21 protein-coding genes are annotated in these 22,602 nt (G+C 69.2%); 15 read left to right on the forward strand and 6 right to left on the reverse strand.

Features of this window, described 5'->3' with window-relative positions:
* Positions 1-1,177: protein adenylyltransferase SelO (locus tag VB737_RS08550; RefSeq protein WP_500312439.1), on the reverse strand; the 1,177-nt coding region annotated here is incomplete at its 3' end.
* Between the two features lie 115 nt (positions 1,178-1,292).
* Here VB737_RS08550 and VB737_RS08555 point away from each other — a divergent pair.
* The 5 genes from VB737_RS08555 to VB737_RS08575 all read left to right on the forward strand — a co-directional run bounded on the left by VB737_RS08555 (position 1,293) and on the right by VB737_RS08575 (position 6,143).
* The gene (locus VB737_RS08555; RefSeq protein ID WP_500312440.1) at positions 1,293-1,640 is read left to right on the forward strand and encodes an ASCH domain-containing protein; all 348 of its coding nucleotides are present in this window, start codon (positions 1,293-1,295) and stop codon (positions 1,638-1,640) included.
* A gap of 43 nt (positions 1,641-1,683) precedes the next feature.
* On the forward strand, positions 1,684-2,199 hold the full coding sequence (locus tag VB737_RS08560; RefSeq protein WP_500312441.1) for a PepSY domain-containing protein: 516 nt from the start codon (positions 1,684-1,686) through the stop codon (positions 2,197-2,199).
* 309 nt (positions 2,200-2,508) lie between these two features.
* The gene (locus VB737_RS08565) at positions 2,509-3,579 is read left to right on the forward strand and encodes a glycosyltransferase family 4 protein (RefSeq protein ID WP_500312442.1); all 1,071 of its coding nucleotides are present in this window, start codon (positions 2,509-2,511) and stop codon (positions 3,577-3,579) included.
* The gene (locus tag VB737_RS08570; protein ID WP_500312443.1) at positions 3,572-5,689 is read left to right on the forward strand and encodes an amylo-alpha-1,6-glucosidase; all 2,118 of its coding nucleotides are present in this window, start codon (positions 3,572-3,574) and stop codon (positions 5,687-5,689) included. Before VB737_RS08565 ends, VB737_RS08570 begins: the two co-directional genes overlap by 8 nt.
* A 103-nt stretch (positions 5,690-5,792) precedes the next feature.
* Positions 5,793-6,143, forward strand: coding sequence for a hypothetical protein (locus VB737_RS08575; protein WP_500312444.1), 351 nt, complete (start codon positions 5,793-5,795; stop codon positions 6,141-6,143).
* Between the two features lie 16 nt (positions 6,144-6,159).
* Here the strand turns inward: VB737_RS08575 and VB737_RS08580 are convergent, their stop codons facing one another.
* On the reverse strand, positions 6,160-8,502 hold the full coding sequence (locus VB737_RS08580) for a RelA/SpoT family protein (RefSeq protein WP_500312445.1): 2,343 nt from the start codon (positions 8,500-8,502) through the stop codon (positions 6,160-6,162).
* A gap of 97 nt (positions 8,503-8,599) precedes the next feature.
* Between VB737_RS08580 and VB737_RS08585 the strand changes: the two genes are divergently transcribed.
* Complete coding sequence (locus tag VB737_RS08585; RefSeq protein ID WP_500312446.1) at positions 8,600-10,210, forward strand: ABC transporter ATP-binding protein; 1,611 nt, start codon at positions 8,600-8,602, stop codon at positions 10,208-10,210.
* Positions 10,211-10,233: 23 nt separating this feature from the next.
* On the forward strand, positions 10,234-10,758 hold the full coding sequence (locus tag VB737_RS08590; protein WP_500312447.1) for a YqhA family protein: 525 nt from the start codon (positions 10,234-10,236) through the stop codon (positions 10,756-10,758).
* Between the two features lie 25 nt (positions 10,759-10,783).
* On the opposite strand, the gene VB737_RS08595 is transcribed toward VB737_RS08590, so the two are convergent.
* Complete coding sequence (locus VB737_RS08595) at positions 10,784-11,278, reverse strand: DoxX family protein (RefSeq protein WP_500312463.1); 495 nt, start codon at positions 11,276-11,278, stop codon at positions 10,784-10,786.
* Between the two features lie 143 nt (positions 11,279-11,421).
* Between VB737_RS08595 and glgX the strand changes: the two genes are divergently transcribed.
* Positions 11,422-13,551 carry a glycogen debranching protein GlgX gene (gene glgX, locus VB737_RS08600; protein WP_500312448.1) on the forward strand — a complete coding sequence of 710 codons (2,130 nt, stop codon included), beginning with the start codon at positions 11,422-11,424 and terminating at the stop codon, positions 13,549-13,551.
* On the opposite strand, the gene VB737_RS08605 is transcribed toward glgX, so the two are convergent.
* Positions 13,490-14,464, reverse strand: coding sequence for a VOC family protein (locus VB737_RS08605; protein ID WP_500312449.1), 975 nt, complete (start codon positions 14,462-14,464; stop codon positions 13,490-13,492). The two genes, glgX and VB737_RS08605, sit on opposite strands and share 62 nt — an antisense overlap.
* The gene (locus tag VB737_RS08610) at positions 14,461-15,357 is read right to left on the reverse strand and encodes a DMT family transporter (protein ID WP_500312450.1); all 897 of its coding nucleotides are present in this window, start codon (positions 15,355-15,357) and stop codon (positions 14,461-14,463) included. The genes VB737_RS08605 and VB737_RS08610 overlap by 4 nt, the downstream gene beginning before the upstream one ends.
* 179 nt (positions 15,358-15,536) lie before the next feature.
* Between VB737_RS08610 and VB737_RS08615 the strand changes: the two genes are divergently transcribed.
* A complete protein-coding gene (locus tag VB737_RS08615) occupies positions 15,537-16,343 on the forward strand; it encodes an SDR family NAD(P)-dependent oxidoreductase (protein WP_500312451.1) in 807 nt (268 codons plus the stop codon).
* 4 nt (positions 16,344-16,347) lie between these two features.
* On the opposite strand, the gene VB737_RS08620 is transcribed toward VB737_RS08615, so the two are convergent.
* On the reverse strand, positions 16,348-17,778 hold the full coding sequence (locus tag VB737_RS08620) for an NAD(P)/FAD-dependent oxidoreductase (protein ID WP_500312452.1): 1,431 nt from the start codon (positions 17,776-17,778) through the stop codon (positions 16,348-16,350).
* A 96-nt stretch (positions 17,779-17,874) separates the two neighbouring features.
* On the opposite strand from VB737_RS08620, the gene VB737_RS08625 reads away from it, so the two are divergent.
* From VB737_RS08625 to VB737_RS08650, 6 genes are all read left to right on the forward strand, one after another.
* Positions 17,875-18,129, forward strand: a complete 255-nt coding sequence (locus VB737_RS08625) for a Nif11-like leader peptide family natural product precursor (RefSeq protein ID WP_500312453.1) — start codon at positions 17,875-17,877, stop codon at positions 18,127-18,129.
* Between the two features lie 118 nt (positions 18,130-18,247).
* Positions 18,248-18,745 carry a DUF2231 domain-containing protein gene (locus tag VB737_RS08630; protein WP_500312454.1) on the forward strand — a complete coding sequence of 166 codons (498 nt, stop codon included), beginning with the start codon at positions 18,248-18,250 and terminating at the stop codon, positions 18,743-18,745.
* Complete coding sequence (locus tag VB737_RS08635) at positions 18,745-19,368, forward strand: DUF2231 domain-containing protein (protein WP_500312455.1); 624 nt, start codon at positions 18,745-18,747, stop codon at positions 19,366-19,368. The genes VB737_RS08630 and VB737_RS08635 overlap by 1 nt, the downstream gene beginning before the upstream one ends.
* Before the next feature lie 12 nt (positions 19,369-19,380).
* The gene (locus tag VB737_RS08640; protein WP_500312456.1) at positions 19,381-20,319 is read left to right on the forward strand and encodes a cytochrome c oxidase subunit II; all 939 of its coding nucleotides are present in this window, start codon (positions 19,381-19,383) and stop codon (positions 20,317-20,319) included.
* Between the two features lie 4 nt (positions 20,320-20,323).
* Positions 20,324-21,994, forward strand: coding sequence for a cytochrome c oxidase subunit I (locus VB737_RS08645; protein WP_500312457.1), 1,671 nt, complete (start codon positions 20,324-20,326; stop codon positions 21,992-21,994).
* Positions 21,991-22,599, forward strand: a complete 609-nt coding sequence (locus VB737_RS08650) for a cytochrome c oxidase subunit 3 (RefSeq protein ID WP_500312458.1) — start codon at positions 21,991-21,993, stop codon at positions 22,597-22,599. Before VB737_RS08645 ends, VB737_RS08650 begins: the two co-directional genes overlap by 4 nt.
* Positions 22,600-22,602 lie beyond the last annotated feature (3 nt).

The raw sequence follows: 22,602 nt of genomic DNA on the forward strand, positions 1-22,602 counted from the left end.
TGAAGCCGATGCCGGCCAGGGCGGCGAAGAAGGTGCCGTAGGCCACGGGCCAGCCGGCCAGCAGCCGCAGGGTGGCGGCCACCGGATCGGGGAGATCGGCGGCCGCCTCGGCGCTGATGGGGGCGTCGATGCCGAGGCGGCGCAGCAGACAACGGCGGTAGTGGGCGTCGTAGAACTCGCCGAACGGCTCCAGCGCCGCCTCCAGGGGCGCCCGGGGCAGCAGCATCGCCAGGGGCTCCTGCAGCAGCCGCAGGTTGTGCCGGCAGACGAGCGGCTGGCGGCCGTAGGCGTAGAGGCCGTCGTGGTCGAAATAGGCGGCGGTGAAGCCCGGATCCCAGGTTTCGAGGAAGGCGAAGGGGCCGTAGTCGAAGCTCTCGCCGGCCAGGGACATGTTGTCGGTGTTGAGCACCCCGTGGGTGAAGCCCGCCGCCATCCATTCGGCCGACAGCCGCGCCAGCCGCTGCACCAGCTCGCCATAGAAGGCCACCAGCAACGGCTCGCCGTCGCTGTGAATCGCCGCCAGGTGCGGGTAGTGGACGGCCACCACATGGCGCAGCAGCCGCTCCAGCTGGGCCGGCTGGCGCCGGAACAGCAGTCGCTCGCAGGTGCCGAAGCGCAGGTGGGTACGGGCCAGGCGCACCATCACCGCACTGCGGGTGGGGGAGGGTTCATCGCCCCGCCAGAGATCTTCACCCGTCTCGACCAGGGACAGGGTGCGGCTGGTGGTGACGCCGAGGCGGTGCAGGGCCTCGCCGGCGATCACCTCCCGCACGCCCCCCTTGAGGGTGAGGCGGCCATCACCGCCCCGGCTCCAGGGGGTGGTGCCGGACCCCTTGGTGCCCAGGTCCTGCCACTGGCCGTGGCGATCGCGCAGCTGGCCATAGAGGAAGCCGCGGCCGTCCCCCAGCAGGGGGTTGTAGGTGCCGAACTGATGGCCGTGGTAGCGGAGGGCCAGCAGGGGGGCGCGGCCCTCGAATCGCCCGTAGGCCGCTTCCAGGTCGTCGTCGCTGACGCTGGCCGGGTCGAGACCCAGCTGGTGCAGCAGGGGATCGTTGCGGAACCGCAGGCGCGTCAGCGGAAACGCCGCCGCCTCCACCACATCCCAGTACGCGGGCCCGAGATCCTCCAGGGCGCCCTCGAAGGGCAGCCCCAGCAGGGGGTTGGGGCGGGCAGACATGGCTGTGGGCGGTGGCCGGGCCGACCCTAGGGAGCGGGGCGCGGCCGGAGCCGGGGAGACCCTGGAACCCGTCCCCCTCGCACCATCACCCGTGGGCCGGCAGCCCGCAGCAGCCATGCTCTTTCGCAGCGCCTTTCACGAGGGCCTCCGCAGCGGCGCGATCACGCTGGCCTTCCGGCGCTGGCGACGGCCCTCGGTACGCGCCGGAGGGACCCTGCTGACGCCGGTGGGACAACTCGAGATGGCGTCCGTCGATCCGGTGGCCCTGGAGACCATCAGCGCGGCGGAACTGCTGGACGAATGGCGGCGTGGCCACGAAGGCGAGGTCTACCGCATCGCCCTGGGCCCCCTGCACCCCGATCCTCGCCTCGCCCTGCGCCGGGACGCCGCCTGTCGCCACGGGGGGAGACACTGCTGCGGGCCCTGCGCGCAGCCGGGAGCGGCGCTGAGTCTCGGTCGGTAACCGGCCAGGAGACCCTACCTTGATGCGCCGAAGAACGATTCCCATGGCTCGACGGGTCACCGCTTCCCTCCCCGCACTCGCCCTTGCCGTGGGACTGGCGCTGGCTCCCCATGTGGGACAGGCCAGCGAAGCCGGCAACAGCGCCGGAATCACCGCCGCCCGGGCAGCCTCCATCGCCCTGCAGCGGATCCCAGGAGGGACCGTCGTCGACATCGATCCCGGCACCGAGGGCGGCCAGGCGGTGTGGGAGGTGCTGGTCCGCAGGCCCGACAACAGCGGCAGCGAGATCTACCTCAACGCCACCACAGGGGCGATCCTCCGGCAGGAGCGGGAGTCGCTCCCCCGGGAGGCCCTGGGCCCCGGACCGGCGATCACCGTCCAGCAGGCGATCAGGACGGCCGCAGCCGCCGTCCCCGGAGGTCGGGTGATCGCGATTGATCTGGACACGGAGAATGGCCGCAGGGTCTGGGACGCCGATGTCGCGGGCTCGGGCGGCCGGAGCGTGATCACCATCGATGCGGCGACGGGCAGGATCCTGGAGCGAGAGCGCGCCGATTAAGGCGGGCTGGTCACAGTCAGGATCTGTCGCACGTGGTTCGTGATCTGGACCCTGGGAGCTCGCCTGGGGATGGCAGGCCTGCGCCAGATACTGCAGCCCCGCTATACGGCCAAGGCGATTCTTTCTCTGAAAGCAGTGCCCACGACATGATGGCCATGGCCACGGATCTCTGGGTGGCGCGGGTGATGACGCCCAGCGCCCGCAGCAGATCCGCCGAAAAATCACTCACCTGAAACTTTTCGAGGTAGGGTTTTTCCAGGTGGAGGAAAAATTCGCCATCGGGTCTCAAAAAAGCGCGAAGAGATTGATATGAGAATTGCACAGATTTCCACTCTCCATGAGAGGGTCCCACCCCTTGGCTATGGAGGCACCGAACGGGTCGTTCATTACCTCACCGAGGAACTCGTCCGCCGCGGCCACGACGTGGTGCTGTTTGCCAGCGGCGACTCCCTCACCAGCGCCCAGCTCTTCCCCTGTGTCCCGGAGGCCCTGCGCCTGAGCGGCCGGGTGGCGGACGCCCATGTGCATACCGAGATCCAGCTGGACCATGTCATCCGCCGGCTCGATGACTTCGACGTCCTCCATTTCCACAACGGCCACGGCCATTTCCCCCTCGCCGACCTGCTGGGGGTGCCCCATCTCACCACCGTGCACGGCCCGCTGGATGCGCCCGAGCAGAGGCTGCTCCACCGCCACTTCGATCGGGTCCCGCTGGTGTCCATCTCCGACAACCAGCGCCTCCCCGTTCCGGAAGCCCATTGGCTCGGCACCGTCCACCATGGCCTGCCCACCGATCTCTATCGCTTCCAGGCCCGGCCCAGCCCCTACCTGGCCTTTGTCGGGCGTATCTCGCCCGAGAAGCGGCTCGACCGCGCCATCGCCATTGCCACGGCCGTGGGCCTGCCCCTGAAGGTGGCCGCCAAGATCGATCCCGTCGATACCCCCTACTTCCATGAGCGGATCAAGCCGCTGCTGAACGACAACCCGCTGGTGGAATTCATCGGGGAGGTGGATGACGCCGGCAAGCAGGATCTCCTCGGCCAGGCGCTCGCCCTGCTGTTCCCGATCGACTGGCCCGAACCCTTCGGTCTGGTGATGATCGAGGCCAATGCCTGCGGCACGCCGGTGATCGCCTGGCGCAACGGCTCCACCCCGGAGGTCGTCCGCGAGGGCGTCAACGGCTACCTGGTGGACTCGATCGCGGAGGCCATCACCGCCGTCGGCCAGGTGGAGAAGCTGGACCGCGCCAGGGTCCGCAGCCACTTTGAGGTGCGCTTCTCAGTGACCCGCCAGGCCGAGGACTACGAACAGCTCTACCGGCACCTGATCCAGGCACGCCGCTGCCATGGCCCCGCCCACCGGACGCCGGTGCATGCCTGATCCGCTGCCTCCCTTCGTTCTCAAGAACGAGGAAACCTTCGCGATCCTGGATTCCCGGGGGGAGATCTGCCCGGACCTCCAGCACGAGGCCGGCATCTTCCACCGCGGCACCCGCCATGTCAGCCGGCTGCAGGTGCTGCTGTGGGGACGGCCGCCGCTGGTGCTGAGCTCCACCGAGCTCGGCGCCGTGGGCGTGCTGGTGAGCCACCTCAGCAACAACGAAGGTGGCGCCGGCAGCGCGCCGGCCATGACGGTCCACCTGGAGCGCAGGACCGTCCTGACCGCCACCGCCTGCCTGCAGCAGTTCTGCTTCACCAGCTACGGAGACCGGCGGGTCGCGATGCCGCTGACCGTGCGCTTCGATGCGGACTTCCGTGACATCTTCGAGGTGCGGGGATACCCGCGGGCGGAGCGCGGCCGCACCGTCCGTCGCGGCGTCGACGGCAACCTGGAGCTCACCTACGGGGGCCTGGACGGGGAGGATCGGATGACGGTCCTGCGGCTCAGCGATCCCGTGCACGACGTGGGCGCGGAACACATCGGTCTGGAGCTGACCCTGGAACCCCGGCAGACCCGGCGGCTCTTCCTGGTGCTGGATTTCCATCCCCTCGCCGTGCCGCTGGTCGCGGAGGATCACTACAACGCCGCCATGGCCGCCACGATCCAGCGCTTCCGGGAGGCCCGGCGCAGCGCCGCTTCGGTGGTCAGCGACAACCCGGCCTTCAACAGCTGGCTGATGCGCTCCTTCTCCGATGTGCACCTGCTGGCCAGCCAGGTGGAGGATGGCCTCTACCCCTACGCCGGGGTGCCCTGGTTCAGCTGTCCCTTCGGTCGCGACGGCCTGATCACGGCGCGCCAGATGCTGATGGTGGAACCCCGGCTGGCGCGGGGGGTGCTGGGGTATCTGGCCAACCACCAGGCGTTGGCCGATGACCCCGCCCATGACGAGGAGGCAGGCAAGATCCTGCACGAATCCCGGCTCGGAGAGATGGCGGCGCTCGGGGAAGTTCCGTTCTCCCGGTATTACGGAGCCGTCGACTCCACGCCCCTGTTTCTGATGCTGGCGGGCGACTATCTCTGCCGCAGTGATGACCGGGACTTCATCGCCGGCCTGCTGCCCGAACTGCAGGCGGCCATGGCCTGGATCCACAGGGCCGAGGCCGGCAGCGCCGATGGCTTCCTCCGTTACCTGCGGGTGGCTGAGAACGGGCTGCGCAACCAGGGCTGGAAGGATTCCGACGACTCCATCCACCACGCCGACGGCCGGCTGGCCGAGGGCTCGATCGCCCTGTGCGAAGTGCAGGCCTATGCCTATGGGGCCCGCCGCGCCTTCGCCGCGATCCTGCATCGCCTGGGCAGGCCCGCCGAAGCGGAGGGGCTGCAGGAGGAGGCCGCGGCCCTGCGTCACCGCTTCCACCGGGCCTTCTGGTCGCCCTCGATCGACTCCTACGCCCTGGCCATCGACGGCGACGGCCAGCCCTGCCGGGTCCGGAGCTCGAACGCCGGCCACTGCCTCTGGACCGGCATCGCCTCCACGGAGGCGGCGGCGGCGGTGGCACGGCAGCTGATGGCCCCCAGCAGCTTCAACGGCTGGGGCATTCGCACCCTGGATGAACGGGAGAGCCGCTACAACCCGATGAGCTACCACAACGGCTCCGTCTGGCCCCATGACAACGCCCTGATCGGCATGGGCCTGGCCCGCTACGGCCACCGCTCCGAAACCCTGCAGATCCTCACCGGCCTGTTCGAAGCCGCCAGTGCCGTGCCGATGTTCCAGTTGCCGGAGCTGTTCTGCGGCTTCCAGCGCCGGGAGGAGGAGGGGCCCACCTTCTACCCGGTGGCCTGCAGCCCCCAGGCCTGGGCCAGCGGCAGCGTGTTCGGCCTGCTGGAGGCGATCACCGGGATGGCGATCGAGCGGGAGCACGGCAGCAACCGGGTGCAGGTGCGCCTGCACAACCCCTGCCTGCCCAGGGGCCTGAACATGCTCGACATCAACGGACTGCGGCTGGGGGAGGAGGAGATCAATCTGCAGTTCCACCGCAGCGACCACGACGTGGGCGTGATGGTGCGGGGTCGATCGCCCGGGGTGGACGTGCTGATCATGAAGTGACGGACGGGCCTGATTCGCCGGTCACTCCGGTGGATCGGCGCGGGAGCAGCAAAATCCGGCACAGCGTTCCAGACTTCCCAGGTGCCCCCGGGAATCTCTCACCATGGCCGCCTTTCGTGCCGCTCTCGTGCTGCTGTGGCTGGCCGTGGCCGGCTACACGGCGGTGGTGGTGGCGCACCACGGCATCGACCTGGTGCGTGTCTTCGTCCTGGATGTTCGGGCCATGGGCTGGCCCGGGCAGTTCGATCTGGATTTCCTCGGCCTGCTGCTGCTCACGGGCCTCTGGGTGGCCTGGAGGCATGACTTCTCCGTCCAGGGGCTGGGCCTGGGCCTGCTGGCCGCGGTGGGCGGGATTCTGTTTCTGGCGGCCTATCTGCTGGCGCTGACCCTCCAGGCCAACGGCTGCATGAAACAGGTGCTGCTGGGCGCCCGCCGGGCGGCCGCCCAGGGCTGACGGGCCACCGGCTGGTTCAGCCGATGCCGGTGCGGCAGAGGTCGAGCACGTCGGCCATCGAGCGGATCTGGTCCATGGTGGTGCGCAGCTGGGCGGCGCTGAGCAGCTCGACCCGCAGGTCGATGCGGGCCGGCTTGCCGGCACTGGTGCGCACCCGGGCATCGCTGACGTTGATGCGGTGATCGGAGAGGCGCATCAGGATGTCCTTGAGCACCCCCACCCGATCGAGCACCTCGATGCGCAGCCGCACCGGGTAGCGCCGCTGCTGGGCCTCCCCGAGCGGGTTCCAGCGCACCGGCAGCCGCCGCTCCACCGGCACCTGGGGCACGTTGGCGCAGTCCTGGCGGTGGATGGTGATGCCGTGGTTGCCCAGGGCCACGGTGCCCACGATCGCCTCCCCGGGCAGGGGGCTGCAGCAGCCGCCCAGGCGGTATTCGAGTCCTTCGAGGCCCAGGATCGGGCTCGTCGACAGGTGCCCGTGGGGCACGTGGCGCGGCTGGGCGGCGGCCACGCCGGCGGCCACCTCCTCATTGGTGGGAACAGGGGCGGCGGCGGCGGTGCTGAGGCGCACCTCCTCCCGCAGGCGGTTGAGCACCTGCTGCAGGGTGACGCCGCCGAACCCGAGGGCCGCCAGCAGGTCCTCGGTGCCCATCAGGTTGCAGCGCTTGGCCACCCGGGCGATCGCCTCGCCGTTGAGCAGGGCGTCGAAGCCGTCGCGGCCCAGCTCCCGTTCCAGCATCTCGGTGCCCCGCTGGATGTTGTCGTCGCGGTGGCTGCGCTTGTACCAGCCCCGGATGCGGTTGCGGGCCGTGGGGGTGGCCACGAAGTTGAGCCAGTCGAGGCTCGGGTGGGCGTTCTTGGCGGTGATCACCTGCACGAAGTCGCCGTTCTGCAACGGTGTGGCCAGGGGACACAGGCGGTCGTTGATGCGCACGCCCTGGCAGTGGTTGCCCACCTCCGAGTGGATCCGGAAGGCGAAATCGACGGCGGTGGAGCCCTTGCGCAGCCCCACCACATCCCCCTTGGGGGTGAACACGAACACCTCCTCGTCGAAGAGGTCCTCCTTGATCGAGGCCAGGAAGTCGCTGCTGTCCTCGCCGCCGTCGTCCTTTTGCCAGTCGACCAGCTGCCGCAGCCAGTTGAAGCGTTCCGTGTCGCCGGCGGCCGGCGAGCCCCCCTCCTTGTATTTCCAGTGGGCGGCGATCCCGTATTCCGCCACCTGGTGCATGTCGGTGGTGCGGATCTGGACCTCGATCGGCCGGTGCCGGCCGATCACCGCCGTGTGCAGGGACTGGTAGCCGTTGGGCTTGGGCAGGCCGATGTAGTCCTTGAAGCGTCCGGGGATCGGCCGGAAGATGTCGTGCACCACCGCCAGGGCCCGGTAGCAGCTTTCGACGCTCGGGCAGAGGATCCGCAGGGCCGCCACGTCGTAGATCTCGTGGAAGGCCTTCTGCTGGCGCTGCATCTTGCTCCAGATGCCGTACAGGTGCTTGGGCCGGCCACTCACCTCGCAGTCCTGCAGACCCGCCGCCACCAGCCGGTCCCGCAGCAGCTGCACGGTGGTGGCCAGCCGTTCCTCCCGTTCGCTGCGCTTGGTGGCGACCTGCTGCTGCACGTCCCGGTAGGACTCGGGCTCCAGCACCTTGAAGGCCAGGTCCTCCAGCTCCCACTTGAAGCGGCCGATGCCCAGGCGGTTGGCCAGGGGGGCGTAGATGTCGCGGGTCTCCCGGGCGATGCGCTGCTGCTTCTCGGGTTTGAGGGCGCCGAGGGTGCGCATGTTGTGCAGCCGGTCGGCCAGCTTGACCAGCACCACCCGGATGTCGCTGGCCATGGCCAGGAACATGCGGCGCAGGTTCTCCGCCTGGGCCTCGGTGCGGTTGGTGAAATGGATGCCGCCCAGCTTGGTGACCCCCTCCACCAAGGCGCGCACCTCCTCGCCGAACCGCTCCTCGATCTCCTCGGGGGTGACCTGGGTGTCCTCCACCACGTCGTGGAGGAAGCCGGCGGCGATCACCGCCGCGCTGGCGCCGATGTCGCGCAGCAGGCCGGCGACGGCGATCGGATGGACGATGTAAGGCTCGCCGCTGGCCCGGAACTGGCCGTCGTGGAGCTGGTAGGCGAAGTCGAAGGCCGTGGCCACCAGGGCCTCCGGATCGACCGGGCGCGACTCCGCGCCGGCGGGCGGGAACTGCTGGAGGCTCTGGCGCAGCCAGGCCGGCAGGGGGACGCCGTAGTCGCGTTCGGGGGCCGGAATGGATGCCAGCTCCGGCGGCGCCGGCGATGTCACCTCTCCAGCAGAAGTTTCGGCCGAGGCGTAAGCCAGCGGAGAGGAACCTTGATCCGGTGCCACCCTCAGCATCACACCCTTCAGGGTCCCCCCATGGTATGGGGCAATCGTCACGAACCCGGGGATTTGCGCATTCGGCGATCCAGACTGGGCGCCGCCGGTGTCGTCCATGGCCCTGCCCGCCCCGTCCCAGCCTGCGGCCCCGGTGCTGCGGATCGGTGGTCTGCAGGTGCGCTATCCCGGCAGTGAACGGCCCACCCTCGATGGGCTCGACCTGACCCTCAGCGCCGGCGAACGGCTGGCCCTGGTGGGCCCCTCGGGCTGCGGCAAGAGCACCGTGGCCCGGGCCGTGCTGCAGCTGCTGCCCCCGGGCAGCCAATGCGAGGGGGAGCTGCTGCTGGCGGGGCAGGACCCGCGGCGGCTGAGGCGCGCCGCCCTGCGCCGGCTGCGGGGCGAGGCGGTGGGCCTGGTCTTCCAGGACCCGATGACCCGGCTCAACCCCCTGCTCACCATCGGCGAGCACCTGCGGGACACCCTGGCCGCCCACCGCGGCGGGGGCCGCGAGCGGGCGCGGGAGCTGCTGGCCCGGGTGGGGATCCCCCCAGAGCGCTACGGCAGCTTCCCCCATGAATTCAGCGGCGGCATGCGCCAGCGCCTGGCCATCGCCCTGGCCATGGCCCTGCAGCCGCCCCTGGTGATCGCCGACGAACCCACCACCAGCCTGGATGTGGCCGTGGCCGGCCAGGTGATGGCCCAGCTGAGCGAGCTCTGCACCGAAACCGGCAGCGCCCTGCTGCTGATCAGCCACGACCTGGCCATGGCCGGCCGCTGGTGCGACCGCATCGCCGTGCTCGATCAGGGGCACCTGGTGGAGGAGGCCCCCAGCCACCGGCTGCTCACGACGCCGGCCTCGCCGCTGGCCCGGCGGCTGGTGGGCGCCGCCCGGGAGCGGGAGGGCGGGCGCAGCCAGGCCCCCGCCGCCGCGCCGGTGCTGCTGGAGGTGGAGGAGCTGCGCAGCTGGCACCCGCTGCCCTCTCTACCCTGGCAGCGCCGCTGGATCAAGGCGGTGGATGGGATCAGCCTGACCCTGCACGAGGGCGAGACCATCGGCGTGGTGGGGGCCTCAGGCTGCGGCAAGAGCAGCCTCTGCCGCGCCCTGATGGGGCTGGCGCCGGTGCGGGGCGGGGCGGTGCGGCTCCAGGGGGTCGACCTGCGGCGCCTGGGGGGGCGCCCCCTGCGGCGGGCCCGGCGCCGGCTGCAGATGGTCTTCCAGGATCCCCTGGCCTGCCTCAACCCCCAGATGACCGTGGGGGAGGCGGTGGCCGATCCCCTGCTGATCCATGGGCTGGCCCGCCGTCCGGAGGCCCGCCGCCGCGCCCGGGAGCAGCTGGCCCTGGTGGGGCTGGATCCGCCCGAATCCTTCGAAAACCGCCTGCCCCGCCAGCTCTCGGGCGGCCAGCAGCAGCGGGTGGCGATCGCCCGTGCCCTGATCCTCGGCCCCCAGGTGCTGCTCTGCGACGAGAGCGTCAGCATGCTCGACGCCGAGGTCCAGGCCGACGTGCTGGCCCTGCTGCGGCGCCTGCAGGGCCAGCTCGGTCTGGGCCTGCTGTTCATCACCCACGACCTCTCCGTGGCGGGCGGCTTCTGCCATCGGGTCCTTGTGCTCGACGGTGGTCGCGTCGTCGAGCAGGGGGCCGGTGCGGCGCTGCTGGCCCATCCCCAGGCGGCGATCACCCGCACCCTGGTGGAAGCCTGCCCGCGGCTGCCCCCCCTGCCCTGAAAACCCCGCCACACCGCAACGCCATGCTCCACCGCCTGCTCCTGCGCGCCCGCTACCTCACCCTGGTGCCGATCCTGGCGCTGCTGGCCAGCTGCCTGGCCCTGTTCCTGCGGGGCAGCCGGCTGATCCTGGAGCAGCTGCGGCTGGCCCTGGTCAGCATCACCGACCTGGTGGATCTCAACCGCTTCGAGATGGACATCCTCGAGGGGATCGACCTGCTGCTGGTGGGAACGGGCTGCCTGGCCCTGGCGATCGGCATGTTCTCGCTGTTCATCAGCGAGCTGAAACTGCCGAAGACCCTCAGCTTTCGGAACTTCCACGAAGTGAAGGGCATGTTCGCCAACTTCATCATCCTGGCGATGGCGATCTCCTTCCTCGAGCTGCTCAACAGCTTCGATCCTGAAGACCCCTCCCACTCCGTCGCCGGCGCCGACATCTTCTTCCCCGGCGCCGGCATGGCCGTGGTGACCCTGGCCCTGCTGGCCTTCAAATACTGGGGCGGTGAGCGGGAGGACCATCACCCCGCGGCAGCGCCGGAGCGGGAGTGATCCCCTCCCGAACCCGCGGGATCCCTCAGAGAACCGCGCCCAGCAGGTCGGCGATCAGCAGGTTGTCGAGGGAGAGGAGGCCGCCGCCGCAGGTGATCAGCACCAGGCACATCACCACATACATGGCCGCCTTCTCCCAGCTGGGCGGCTCGCCGACACCCATCGGGCCGGCGTAGTCACCCTCGGGAATCTGATAAGGGTCCGGGGCGATGAACGGGAACCCGGAGACCAGCTCCAGCACCATGGCGTAGGCCATCGACACCAGGATCGCCAGGGCCGCCAGGGGGGTGAGCAGGCCGGGGATCAGGGCGATCCCGGCGCCCCACATCGAGGCCGCCGAGAGGAAGCAGAGCCATTCCGGCGTCTTCATCGCCGTCGCCCAGGTGCGCAGGTTGCGCAGCTTCGGCCAGCCGTGGCGGATGAAGGCCACCCCCACGAACAGCCGCAGCACCAGCAGAGCGGCACCGGCCGCCAGGGACGGGCCGGTGGGCACGAGCAGGGTGACGATCTCGAGATCCATCGGCGGACGCACCAGCTGGAGGGCTTGCCGGCCCAACGTAAGCAGGGTCGGCGGACGGCGCCGCGACGGGACCGGGCGAAACCGTGGGCCCTGGCCATCATGCGGTGGGCGGACCCCCTGTCCCCTCCACCCCTGCCGACGCCATGACCTCATGCACGGCGGCCCTGCCGTCCCCGGGCAGCAGTGCCCCCCTGGGCGCCTCGGTCAGCGAGGGCGGCGTCAACTTCAGCCTCTATGCCCGGCGGGCGACGGCGGTGGAGCTGTGCCTGTTCGCGCGCGTTGACGATGCCGTGCCCAGCCACCGCATCCGCCTCGATCCCGACCGGCACCACACCGGCGACTACTGGCACTGCCGGCTGGAGGGAATCGGGCCGGGCCAGCCCTACGGCTGGAGCGTCGAGGGACCCCGGCTGCCCCAGCTGGGTCTGCGCTTCGATCCGGCCAACCTGCTGCTCGATCCCCACGGGCTGGCCCTGGCGATGCCGCCGGGCTATGGCCGCGCCCCCGGCCGCAGCAGCGCCGGCGACTGGGGCACCGCCATGAAGAGCGTGGTGGCCGACCCGCTCGCCTACGACTGGGAGGGGGATCGCCCCCTGCACCGGCCCTCCCGCGAGACGGTGATCTACGAGCTGCACGTGCGCGGCTTCACCGCCCACCCCAGCGCCGGCCTGCCGCCGGATCAGGCGGGCACCTACCGGGGCCTGATCAGCCGGATCCCCTACCTCCAGGACCTGGGCATCACGGCGGTGGAACTGCTGCCGGTGTTCGCCTTCGATCCGCTGGCGGCCCCCGCCGGCCTGCGCAACTACTGGGGCTACCAGCCGGTCTCCTTCTTCGCGCTCCACCCCGGCTACGCCTGCAGCAGCGATCCCCTGGCCGTGATCGACGAGTTCCGCGACCTGGTCAAGGCGCTGCACCGCGCCGGCATCGAGGTGATCCTCGATGTGGTGTTCAACCACACCGCCGAAGGGGACGCCGAAGGACCCAGCTTCTGCTTCCGCGGGCTGGCGGACGGCGACTACTACCTGCAGAACGACGACGGCACCTACATCGACGACACCGGCTGCGGCAACACTTTCAACGCCAACCACCCGGTGGTGCGGCGTCTGATCCGCGAAAGCCTGCGTCACTGGGTGCAGCATCTGCATGTCGATGGCTTCCGCTTCGATCTGGCCTCGGTGCTGGACCGGGACCAGACCGGCCGGCCCACCCCCCTCTCACCGATCCTCTGGGACATCGACACCGATCCGGTGCTGGCCGGGACCAAGCTGATCGCCGAGGCCTGGGATGCCGCCGGCCTCTATCAGGTGGGCAGCTTCGTCGGCGACAACTGGCAGGAGTGGAACGGCCGCTTCCGCGACGACCTGCGCCGGTTCGTCAAGGGCGACGGGGGCCTGGCGGCCAGCGCCGGCCAGCGGCTGATGGGCAGCCCCGACATCTACGGCCACAAGCAGCGGGAAGCAGAGGCCAGCGTCAACTTCATCACCTGCCACGACGGCTTCACCCTGGCCGACCTGGTCAGCTACGACGCCAAGCACAATGAGGCCAACGGCGAGGGCAACCGCGACGGCAGCGACGACAACGCCAGTTGGAACTGCGGCGTCGAAGGACCCACCGCCGATCCGGAGGTCCTCGCCCTGCGCGCCCGCCAGAGCCGCAACCTGCTGACCATGCTGCTGCTGGCGGTCGGCACGCCGATGCTGGCCATGGGCGATGAGCTCGGCCGCAGCCAGCAGGGCAACAACAACGCCTATGCCCAGGACAACGCGATCAGCTGGCTCGACTGGTCGCTGCTGGAGCGCAACGCCGACCTGCATCGCTTCGTGCGGGAGCTGCTCGCCTACCGCCAGAGCCGCGATGTGGTGATCCACGCCCGCAACCTCAGCCTCAGCGAACTGGGGCGGCGCCATCACGTCCGCTGGCATGGCGTCGAGCCCGACCAGCCCGACTGGAGCGAGAGCTCCCACTCCTTCGCCGCCACGATCACCAGCGTCGACCGCCGCTTCCGCTGGCACGCCATGGTGAACGCCTGGTGGGAGCCGCTGCACTTCCGGCTGCCCGGCGCCGATGGCGACCAGGCGCACTGGCGCCGCTGGATCGACACCTCCCGGCCCAGCCCGGAGGACATCGTGGCCTGGAGCAGCGCGCCGGCCCTCGGGACGGACGCCTACACCCTGGGCCCCCGCTCGATCGTGGTGCTGGTGGCGGGCCTCAGTCCTGCAGCAGCTGCAGGCGATGGCCATCCGGATCCGCCAGCTGCAGGGCCCGGCTAGCCCCGAGCCAGCCGGCCTGCTCCCCCAGGGCGACGATCCCCGGCGAGATCACCCGGCCGCCCAGGGCCCCGGCCCGGCCGGCGATGGCCTCCAGGTCCGCCACCCGCAGGCGCAGCTGCCAGTGGGCCAGGTCCTGGAGGCCCTGGTCGGCGGGCATCGGCCGGCCACCGGTGGGTTCGCGGTAGTCGAGGCACTCGACACCGGCGCCGCTGGGGCAGCGATGGCCGGTGATGCGCACCCAGGTTCCCGCCAGTCCGTCGAGGCCGTCCTGCTCCGGGCCGCTGTTGACGCCGTCGCCGCCGGCGGCCAGACCCAGGAGGTCGCCGTAGAAGCGGGCGCTGGTGGCCGTGTCGGCGCTGCCGATGGCGCTGTGGTCGATGCCCAGCACTGGGCCGGGGACCGCCGCATGCCAGCGGGGCTCGCCCTTGTCCGGGGGGAACTGCAGCAGCTCCAGGGGATGGCCGTCCGGATCGCGGAACTTGAAGGCGACGATGCCGGCAGCGGCCACATTCCAGTCCGGCAGCCGCTGGGGCGCCGAGGAGATCGCCGTGATCCGGCCGGCGGCGAAGGCCGGCTGCAGCCCCGCCAGGGCCGCCTCCAGGCTGTTGACCACCAGGCAGGCGTGCTGGAACCAGCGGTCGTTGCTGCGGGAACCAGCCGGAATCGGCCGCCCTGGACGGGCGCCGGGTCCCGGCGCCAGCACCTCGGTGAGCTCCAGCACCTCGGCGCCGATCGCCAGCCGCAGCACCCGGAGGCGGCCTCCGGGCAGGCCCACCAGCTGGGCGTAGGGGCCGCCCTCCAGCACCACGGCCTCCCCCAGGCGCCGGAAGCCCAGGCAGGTCTCGAAGAAGGCGGCGCTGGCCTCGGCATCGGCCGTGGTGAATCCGAGGCTGTCGATGTGGGGAAGGGTCATCGCTGAGGGGCTGCCGCGGGGTTCTGTCCCACCAGGCTGAGCACCCCGCCGACACAGATCAGCACCGTTCCCACCACCACACCGACATTGGGGACCTGGCCGAACCAGATCCAGCCGATCAGGCCAGCGAAGACCACGGAGGAATACTGAAAGGCCCCGATCGCACTGGGATCGGCATAGCTGTAGGCGCGGATCAGCAAAAACTGGAAGCTCAGCAGGCAGAGGGCCGAGGCCAGCACCCACAGGAACTGATCCGGCGAGATGGCGTGGAAGCGGCCCATCATCATCAGGCTGGAGACCAGGCCGCCGATAGCCAGAAAATAGACCAGCTGCGTCAGGGCAGACTCACTCCTGCCCAGGGCCTTCACCGCCAGAAACTCGATGGCGCAGACGAATCCTGCCGCCAGACCGAGCAGATCACCGGGCTTGTCGAGGAGGCTGGCGTTGGGCTGAACGACGATCACCATCCCGGCGAATCCCACCGCCAGGGCCTTCCAGAGGCTGGGGGGAATGCGCTGCCTGAGCACCAGCCAGGCCAGCAGCGGGATAAACATCGGTGTCGTGTTCAGCAACACATTGGCATTGACAAGATTCACCAGCTGGGCCGCCGACATGAACAGCAGAAACCCGCCCATGCCCATGCCGCCACGCAGCAGGTGCAGGGGAAACACCCGCGTCGGCAGATCGCGGCCGCCGCGCCTGGCCAGCAGGGGAATCAGCAGGGCCAGCGCCAGAACGAACGTGAGCCAGGTGAACATCAGGGCATCCATGCCGCTGCCCACCGCCCGCGCAAACGCGCTCTGCAACGTATTGGCCAGGAAGGCCGCCACCAGCAGAGCCGCGCCCCGGGTCACCGAAGGAGTGACCGGCCTCTGCAACGCGTCGCCGTCCATCGGGCTGGTTCCACTGGCTTGCGCCACAGACTAGGGGCCGTCAGGCGTGACGCCACGTTCACCGCAACTGGATGGTGCGTTGTCCATCGCGGGAACGATCCATACCCTGGGCCGCTTCAGTGGTCGTCACTAGGATGAAACCGTGGACAACTCCCACATCCCTTTCCCGGCCCCAACCGATGACGAGCTCCAACCCCCTGGCCGGCAAGGCCCTCTCCACCCTGCTGCAGGGCAAGGTCGCCATCGTCACCGGTGGCAACAGCGGCATCGGCAAATCGATCGTGGAATATCTGGCCGAACTCGGCGCCAAGGTGGTGATCGATTACCGCTCCCATCCCGAAGCCACCGAAGAACTGGAGCGTGAAATCGGCGCCTATGGCGGCAGCAGCTTTGGGGTTCAGGCCGATGTGGGCAAGCTTGATGACCTGCAGCGCCTGGTGGATACCACCGTGGAAAAATACGGCCGGCTCGATGTGATGATCAACAACGCCGGCATCGAAACCCGCACCTCAATCCTCACCACCACCCCGGACAACTTCGACAAGGTTCTGGATGTCAATCTGCGCGGCGTCTTCTTCGCCACCCAGTTCGCCGCCAAGCAGATGATCGCCCAGGGGGGCGGCGGCCGCATCATCAACATCTCCTCGGTGCACGAGGACTGGCCGATGCCCGACAACACCCCCTACTGCTGCGCCAAGGGCGGCGTGCGCATGCTCACCCGCACCGCCGCCCTGGAGCTGGCACCCCATGGCATCACCATCGTCAATGTGGGCCCCGGCGCCGTGGCCACCCCCATCAACGACTCCACGATGAACAATCCCGAGCTGCTGGCCAGGCTCAACGCCGCCATCCCCATGGGCCGCATGGCCCAGCCGGAGGAGATCGCCAAGGTGGTGGGCTTCCTGGCCAGCGACGCCGCCAGCTACATCACCGCCACCACGATCTTCGCCGACGGCGGCCTGATGCACAGCAGCCCCGGCCTCTGAGCCGTCAGGCTGCCGCCGGCTGCTCCGCATCGGCCGCCGCCGCAGGTGTCTCCACCCGTTCGGCCCGCTCCAGGCCCACTTCCACCCCCATGTGCTGGTCGGGCCGGCCGGTGATCAGCAGGCTGGCCCGCTGCTGGGTGGCGATCATCCAGAGCCACTTGGTCAGCAGGGAGAGGCGGTTCTCGTTGGCGGGCATGAAGGCCAGGTGGGCCAGCCCCCAGAGCAGCCAGCCGAGGGGGCCGGTGAACTTGAGGCCCCGCAGGTCGGCGACGGCGCAGAGGGGGCCGATCACGGCCATGCTGCCGAAGTCGAACCAGCCGAAGGGGGCCTGGCGCTGACCCGCCAGCTGGGCCAGCAGGTCCTGGGCAACCCAGCCCCCCATCTGCACCGCCGGGCCGGCCATGCCCGGCAGGGGCTTGCCGTCGGCCGTGTGGGAATAGGAGCAGAGGTCGCCCACCACCCGGATCTCCGGATGGCCGGCGATCGAGAAGTCCGGCTCCACCACCACCCGCCCGCCGCGATCGACCGTGCAACCGGTGCGCTCCGCCAGCAGCTTGCCGAGGTGGGAGGCACGCACCCCGGCGCTCCAGCAGATGGTGGCCGCCTCCAGCACCCGCTCGCCGGGGGTTCCCGGCGCCGGAGCCTTGAAGGCCACCGTCAGCCGGCCCGCCTCGATGCTCTGCACCCGTCCGCCCAGCACCAGCTCCACACCGCGGGAAACGAGGTAGTCGCCGGCCGCTTTGGACAGCGACGCATCCATGGCCCGCAGCAGCCGGTCGCCGGGATCGACGAGCACCACGCGGCAGAGCCCGGGGTCCAGCTGGCGGAAGTCGCGCCGGGCCGCGTGGCGCATCAGCTCATTGATCGATCCGGCCAGCTCGCAGCCGGAGGGGCCGCCGCCGACGACCACCACCGTCTGGAGAAAGCGGCAGCGATCCGGATCCGGTGTCTGCTCGGCCTCCTCCAGGGCCGTCAGCACCCGCCGCCGGATCTCATCGGCGTGCTCGAGGATCTTCATCGGCGGCGCCAGTTCCCGCCACTCCTCATGGCCGAAATAGGTGCTGCCCGAACCGGTGGCCAGGATCAGGCTGTCGTAACGCAGGCGGCGATCGTTGAAGACCACCTCCCGCGAGGCTGCATCGAGATCGACCACCTCACCGAGCAGCACCTGCACATTGGCCGCCTTGGCCAGCAGCAGCCGCAGGGGCGTCGCCACATCCGCTTCCGACACCAGGCCGGAGGCCACCTGATACAGCAGCGGCTGAAAAAGATTGAAATTGCGCTTGTCCACCAGGGTCACCCGCACCGGCTGGCCGGCCAGCCGGTGGGCCGCCTTCAGGCCGGCGAAACCGCCACCCACGATCACCACATGGGGCCAGCTCTTCATCACGGCTTCGCTCGGCTCAAGCTCAAGGAAGAAGCGTTCCGTTGGCATCGATGGGCCGCTCTGTCTATCCGAAAGGTAGGGGCAATCGCCAGCCCTGGTGGCGCTGTCCTGCCAGGATGCAGAGCTCCCCACCTCCGGCTGCCCGTGACGCTCTCCGCCCTCCAGGCCTTCGTCAGCAACGTCGCCGCCGATGGGCAGTTGCGCGAGAAGCTTCACGCCGCCAGCGGACTGGACGACATCGTCGCGCTGGCCAGCCGCCATGGCCACGACTTCAGCAAGAGCACGCTCCTCAAGGCCCATGCCGCCGCCGTGGCCAGCGCCCCGGACCACAGCCTGGAGGCGATCAACAGCTGGGGCGATGCCCTGATGCAGGCCTTCGGAGCCAGCGATCGGGACTGAAGCCTGGGCCCCGCCGCCGCGTCGGCGTATCCCCACACTTCATCAACAAAATGTCACAGACCAAGGCCAGCCGCCGGGGTCTGGCCATGGTGAAGGGGCACTCCCCGGCCGGTGCCCGATGCAGCAGCTGCTGCCAGCCCTCAATGATCACAACCTGCCCTGGATGGACACGATTCATCCGATCGTGGTCCATTTCGTCATCGCCATGGCGGTGATCAGCGTGGTCTTCGATCTGATCGGTGTCGTGCTGCGGCGGCCGAATCTGTTTGAAGTCAGCTTCTGGAATCTGCTGTTCGCCACCGGGGCCATCTTCGTGGCGATCATCTTCGGCCAGGTGGAGGCGGGCCTGGCCGATCCCTATGGCGCCTCCCGGGCGATCCTCAACCTGCACAGCACCCTGGGATGGTCGTTGGCCGGCATCCTCTCGGTGCTCACCGGCTGGCGCTACGTGCTCCGCAACCGGGACCCCGAGAGCCTGCCGCTGCCTTTCCTCGCCGCCGGTGGGGTGCTGGCCGCCCTGGTGGTGGTGCAGGTCTCCCTGGGCAACCAGCTGATCTGGGTGTACGGCCTGCACACGGTGCCGGTGGTGGCCGCTGAACGGGCCGGGCTGATCTGATGGCCCCCTCCCGACTGCCGGCCGAGGCCCCGATCCAGCAGCTGGGCGACTGGCTGGGGCCCAACGACCTGCCCTACAGCCTGCCGATCCATCCGAATCTGGTCCACTTCACGATCGGCCTGTTCGTGATCGCCATCGCCTTCGACGTCGTCGGCGCTCTCTATCCCCTTGAGAAGCGGGTGTTCCGCTTCCTGGCCCTGCCGATCACCCGGGCCGGGTTCCACGACGTCGGCTGGTACAACCTGCTGGCCTGCGCCATCGTCAGTTTCTTCACCGTGGCGGCCGGTTTCTTCGAGATGCTGCTGGCGGTGCCCCTGCCGGGCGTCACCAGCAGCATCGGCCTCCAGAGCATGGAGACCATGCTCTGGCATGGCGTCGGCGGGGTGGCGATCCTGCTGGCGATCATCGCCATGACCGTCTGGCGCGGCTACCAGCGCTTTCGTTGGCGCCGGGATATGGGCCGCCAGGTCCAGTGGCTCTACCTGCTGGTGGGCCTGGCCCTGTTCCTGGTGATCGGTCTGCACGGCACCCTCGGCGCCGAACTGGCGGCCGAATTCGGTGTCCACATCACCGCCGACCAGCTCCTGGCCAACGGCGCCGACCTCCGCGACGCCCTTCCCTGAGGGCCCCCTGCCATGACCTCCGCCCCCCCGCGTCGCCCCAGCCCCTTTGCCCTCGTCGCCCTGGCCCTCTGGGTGGGGCTGCTGCTGCTGATCAGCGTCTGGGTGGCGGGGCAGTCGCTCCGCTGGCTGCCGGTCCAGGCCTCCAATGCCGCCCCGCTGGTGGATGGTCTGTTCAGCTTCGAGACCGGCATCGGCACCTTCGTGTTCCTGGGGGTGATCTCGGTGATGGCCTGGGTGATGCTCGTGCACCGGGCCGAGAAGTACGACGAGAGCGATGCCGAGCCCATTGAGGGCAACACGCGCCTCGAGGTGATCTGGACCGCCATCCCGCTGGTGCTGGTGATGGCCATCGCCTGGTACGCCATCCGGGTGAACACCGAGCTGGGGGTGCTCGGCCCGATGGAGCACATCCATCTGGGCGGACCCCAGCCGATGGCGATGGGCACCCCGAAGGGCCAGGGGCCGGCTGAAGACGTTGAGGTGATCGCCCGGCAGTGGTCGTGGGAGTTCCGCTACCCCGCCGCGAACGTCTCCAGCACCGAGCTGCATCTGGAGCTGGATCGGCCGGTCACCTTCCGGCTGGTCTCCGAGGACGTCCTGCACGGCTTCTTCATCCCGGCCTTCCGGCTCAAGCAGGATGTGATCCCCGGCCGGGCGATCGATTTCAGCCTCACCCCCACACGCCTGGGGCGCTATCGCCTGCGCGACTCCCAGTTCAGCGGCACCTGGTTCGCCGCCAACCAGGCCGATGTGGTGGTCGAGACCGACGACGACCATGCCGCGTGGCTGAAGCAGGCCGCCGCCGCCCCCCTGCAGCGCGGGCTCAGCGTCGCGGCCGACGAGTACGCCGGCCGCCAGGCCAACCCCCACGGCGGCTGGCCCACGGTGGTGCCGGCCCCCCCGCCCCAGGTGAACGCCCCCGGTTCCAGCTCCCTTCCCCACGACGCCTGAGGCCATGACCAGCACCGCCCTCTCCCCCGAACCGCCCGCCTCCTGGCGGCGTTACTTCGGCTTCAGCACCGATGCCAAGGTGATCGGCATCCAGTACATCGTGGTGGCCTTCTTCTTCTTCCTGGTCGGTGGCCTACTGGCCATGATCATGCGGGGCGAACTGATCACCCCCGAGGCCGATCTGGTGGATCGCACCGTGTACAACGGCCTCTACACGATGCACGGAACGATCATGCTGTTCCTGTTCATCTTTCCGGTGCTCAACGGGCTCAACAATTTGTTGATTCCCACCATGATCGGTGCCCCCGACATGGCCTTCCCCCGGCTCAACACCGCCGCCTTCTGGCTGGTGCCGGTGTTCGGCATCCTGCTGATCGTCAGCTTCTTCGTGCCCAGCGGCCCGGCCACCTCCGGCTGGTGGTCCTATCCGCCGGTAAGTCTCCAGAACCCCCTCGGTCACCTGATCAACGGCGAATTCCTCTGGGTGCTGGCCGTGGCCCTCTCCGGCATCTCCTCCATCATGGGGGCGGTGAACTTCGTCACCACGATCCTGCGGATGCGGGCGCCGGGCATGGGCTTCTTCCGCATGCCCGTGTTCTGCTGGACGGCCCTGGCCGCCCAGACCCTGCAGCTGATCGGCCTGCCCGCCCTCACCGGCGGCGCCGTGATGCTGCTGATGGATCTGAGCGTCGGCACCTCGTTCTACCGGCCCGAAGGCGGCGGTGATCCGGTGCTCTATCAGCACTTCTTCTGGTTCTATTCGCACCCGGCGGTGTATGTGATCATCCTGCCGGTGTTCGGCATCTTCTCGGAGCTGTTCCCCGTTTATTCCCGCAAGCCCCTGTTCGGCTACGTCTATGTCTGCCTGGCCTCCTTCATCATCGTCGGACTGGGTCTGATCGTCTGGGTCCACCACATGTTCCCCAGCGGCGTCACCCAGTGGATGCGCAACCTGTTCATGGTCACCACCATGCTGATCGCCGTGCCCACCGGTGTGAAGGTGTTCGCCTGGCTGGGCACGCTATGGCGGGGCAAGATCCGCCTCACCACCCCGATGCTGTTCTGCCTGGGTGGCCTGTTCAACTTCGTCTTCGCCGGCATCACCGGCATCATGCTGGCCACCGTGCCGATCGACATTCACGTCAGCAACACCTACTTCGTGGTCGGGCACTTCCACTACGTGATCTATGGCGCCGCCGTCATGGGCGTGTTCGCCGCCATCTACCACTGGTTCCCCAAGTTCACCGGCCGCATGCCCTACGAGGGCCTCGGCAAGCTGCATTTCGTGCTCACCTTCATCGGCGCCAACCTCAACTTCCTGCCCATGCACCCCCTTGGCCTGATGGGCATGCCCCGTCGGGTCTCCTCCTACGACCCGGAATTCGCCTTCTGGAACGTGCTGGCCAGCCTGGGGGCCTTTCTTCTGGGGGTGTCGATCATCCCCTTCCTGCTCAACATGATCAGCTCCTGGGCCCGGGGTCCCAGGGCCACCCACAACCCCTGGAACGCCATCGGCCTGGAGTGGCTGCTGCCCTCACCACCGGCGGAGGACAACTTCGGCGAGCATGTGCCCACCGTGATCAGTCGACCCTACGGCTACGGCACGGGTGAACCCCTGGTGGAGCACCAGGCCGAGATGGAGCGCGCCCTCACCCTGCAGGAGGCCAACCGATGACCAGCACCCCCGCCACCCCCGGCGACGCCACCGCGACCCACGGCCACGGCGAGGGCCAACATGCCAACCACAACCTCACCGGCTTCATCATCTTTCTCTGTTCCGAGAGCGTCATCTTCCTGGCGTTCTTCAGCGGCTACGCCCTCCTGCGCCTCTCCGCCATCGACTGGCTGCCCGCCGGTGTGGACGGCCTCGAATGGCGCCTGCCGCTGATCAACACGGTGGTGCTGGTCTCCAGCTCCTTCACGATGGTGGTGGCCGAGCATTTCAAGGGCAGGGGAAAGATCTGGCTGTTCCGGGGCTTCTGGCTGCTGACCATGGCCATGGGGGCGTATTTCCTCTACGGCCAGGCCGTGGAGTGGCGCGGCCTCAGCTTCGGCTTCACCTCCGGCACCTTCGGCGGCACCTTCTATCTGCTCACCGGCTTCCATGGCCTGCATGTGCTCACCGGCATCCTGCTGATGGGCCTGATGCTGGCCAAATCCTTCGTTCCCGGCAATTACGACGGCGGTGAAGAAGGCGTCATCGCCACGTCCCTGTTCTGGCACTTCGTGGATGTGATCTGGATCATCCTGTTCGTGCTGCTCTACGTCTGGAGAGCCTGAACC

The organism is Synechococcus sp. BA-120 BA3, from assembly GCF_034931285.1.
Lineage (GTDB): Bacteria > Cyanobacteriota > Cyanobacteriia > PCC-6307 > Cyanobiaceae > Cyanobium.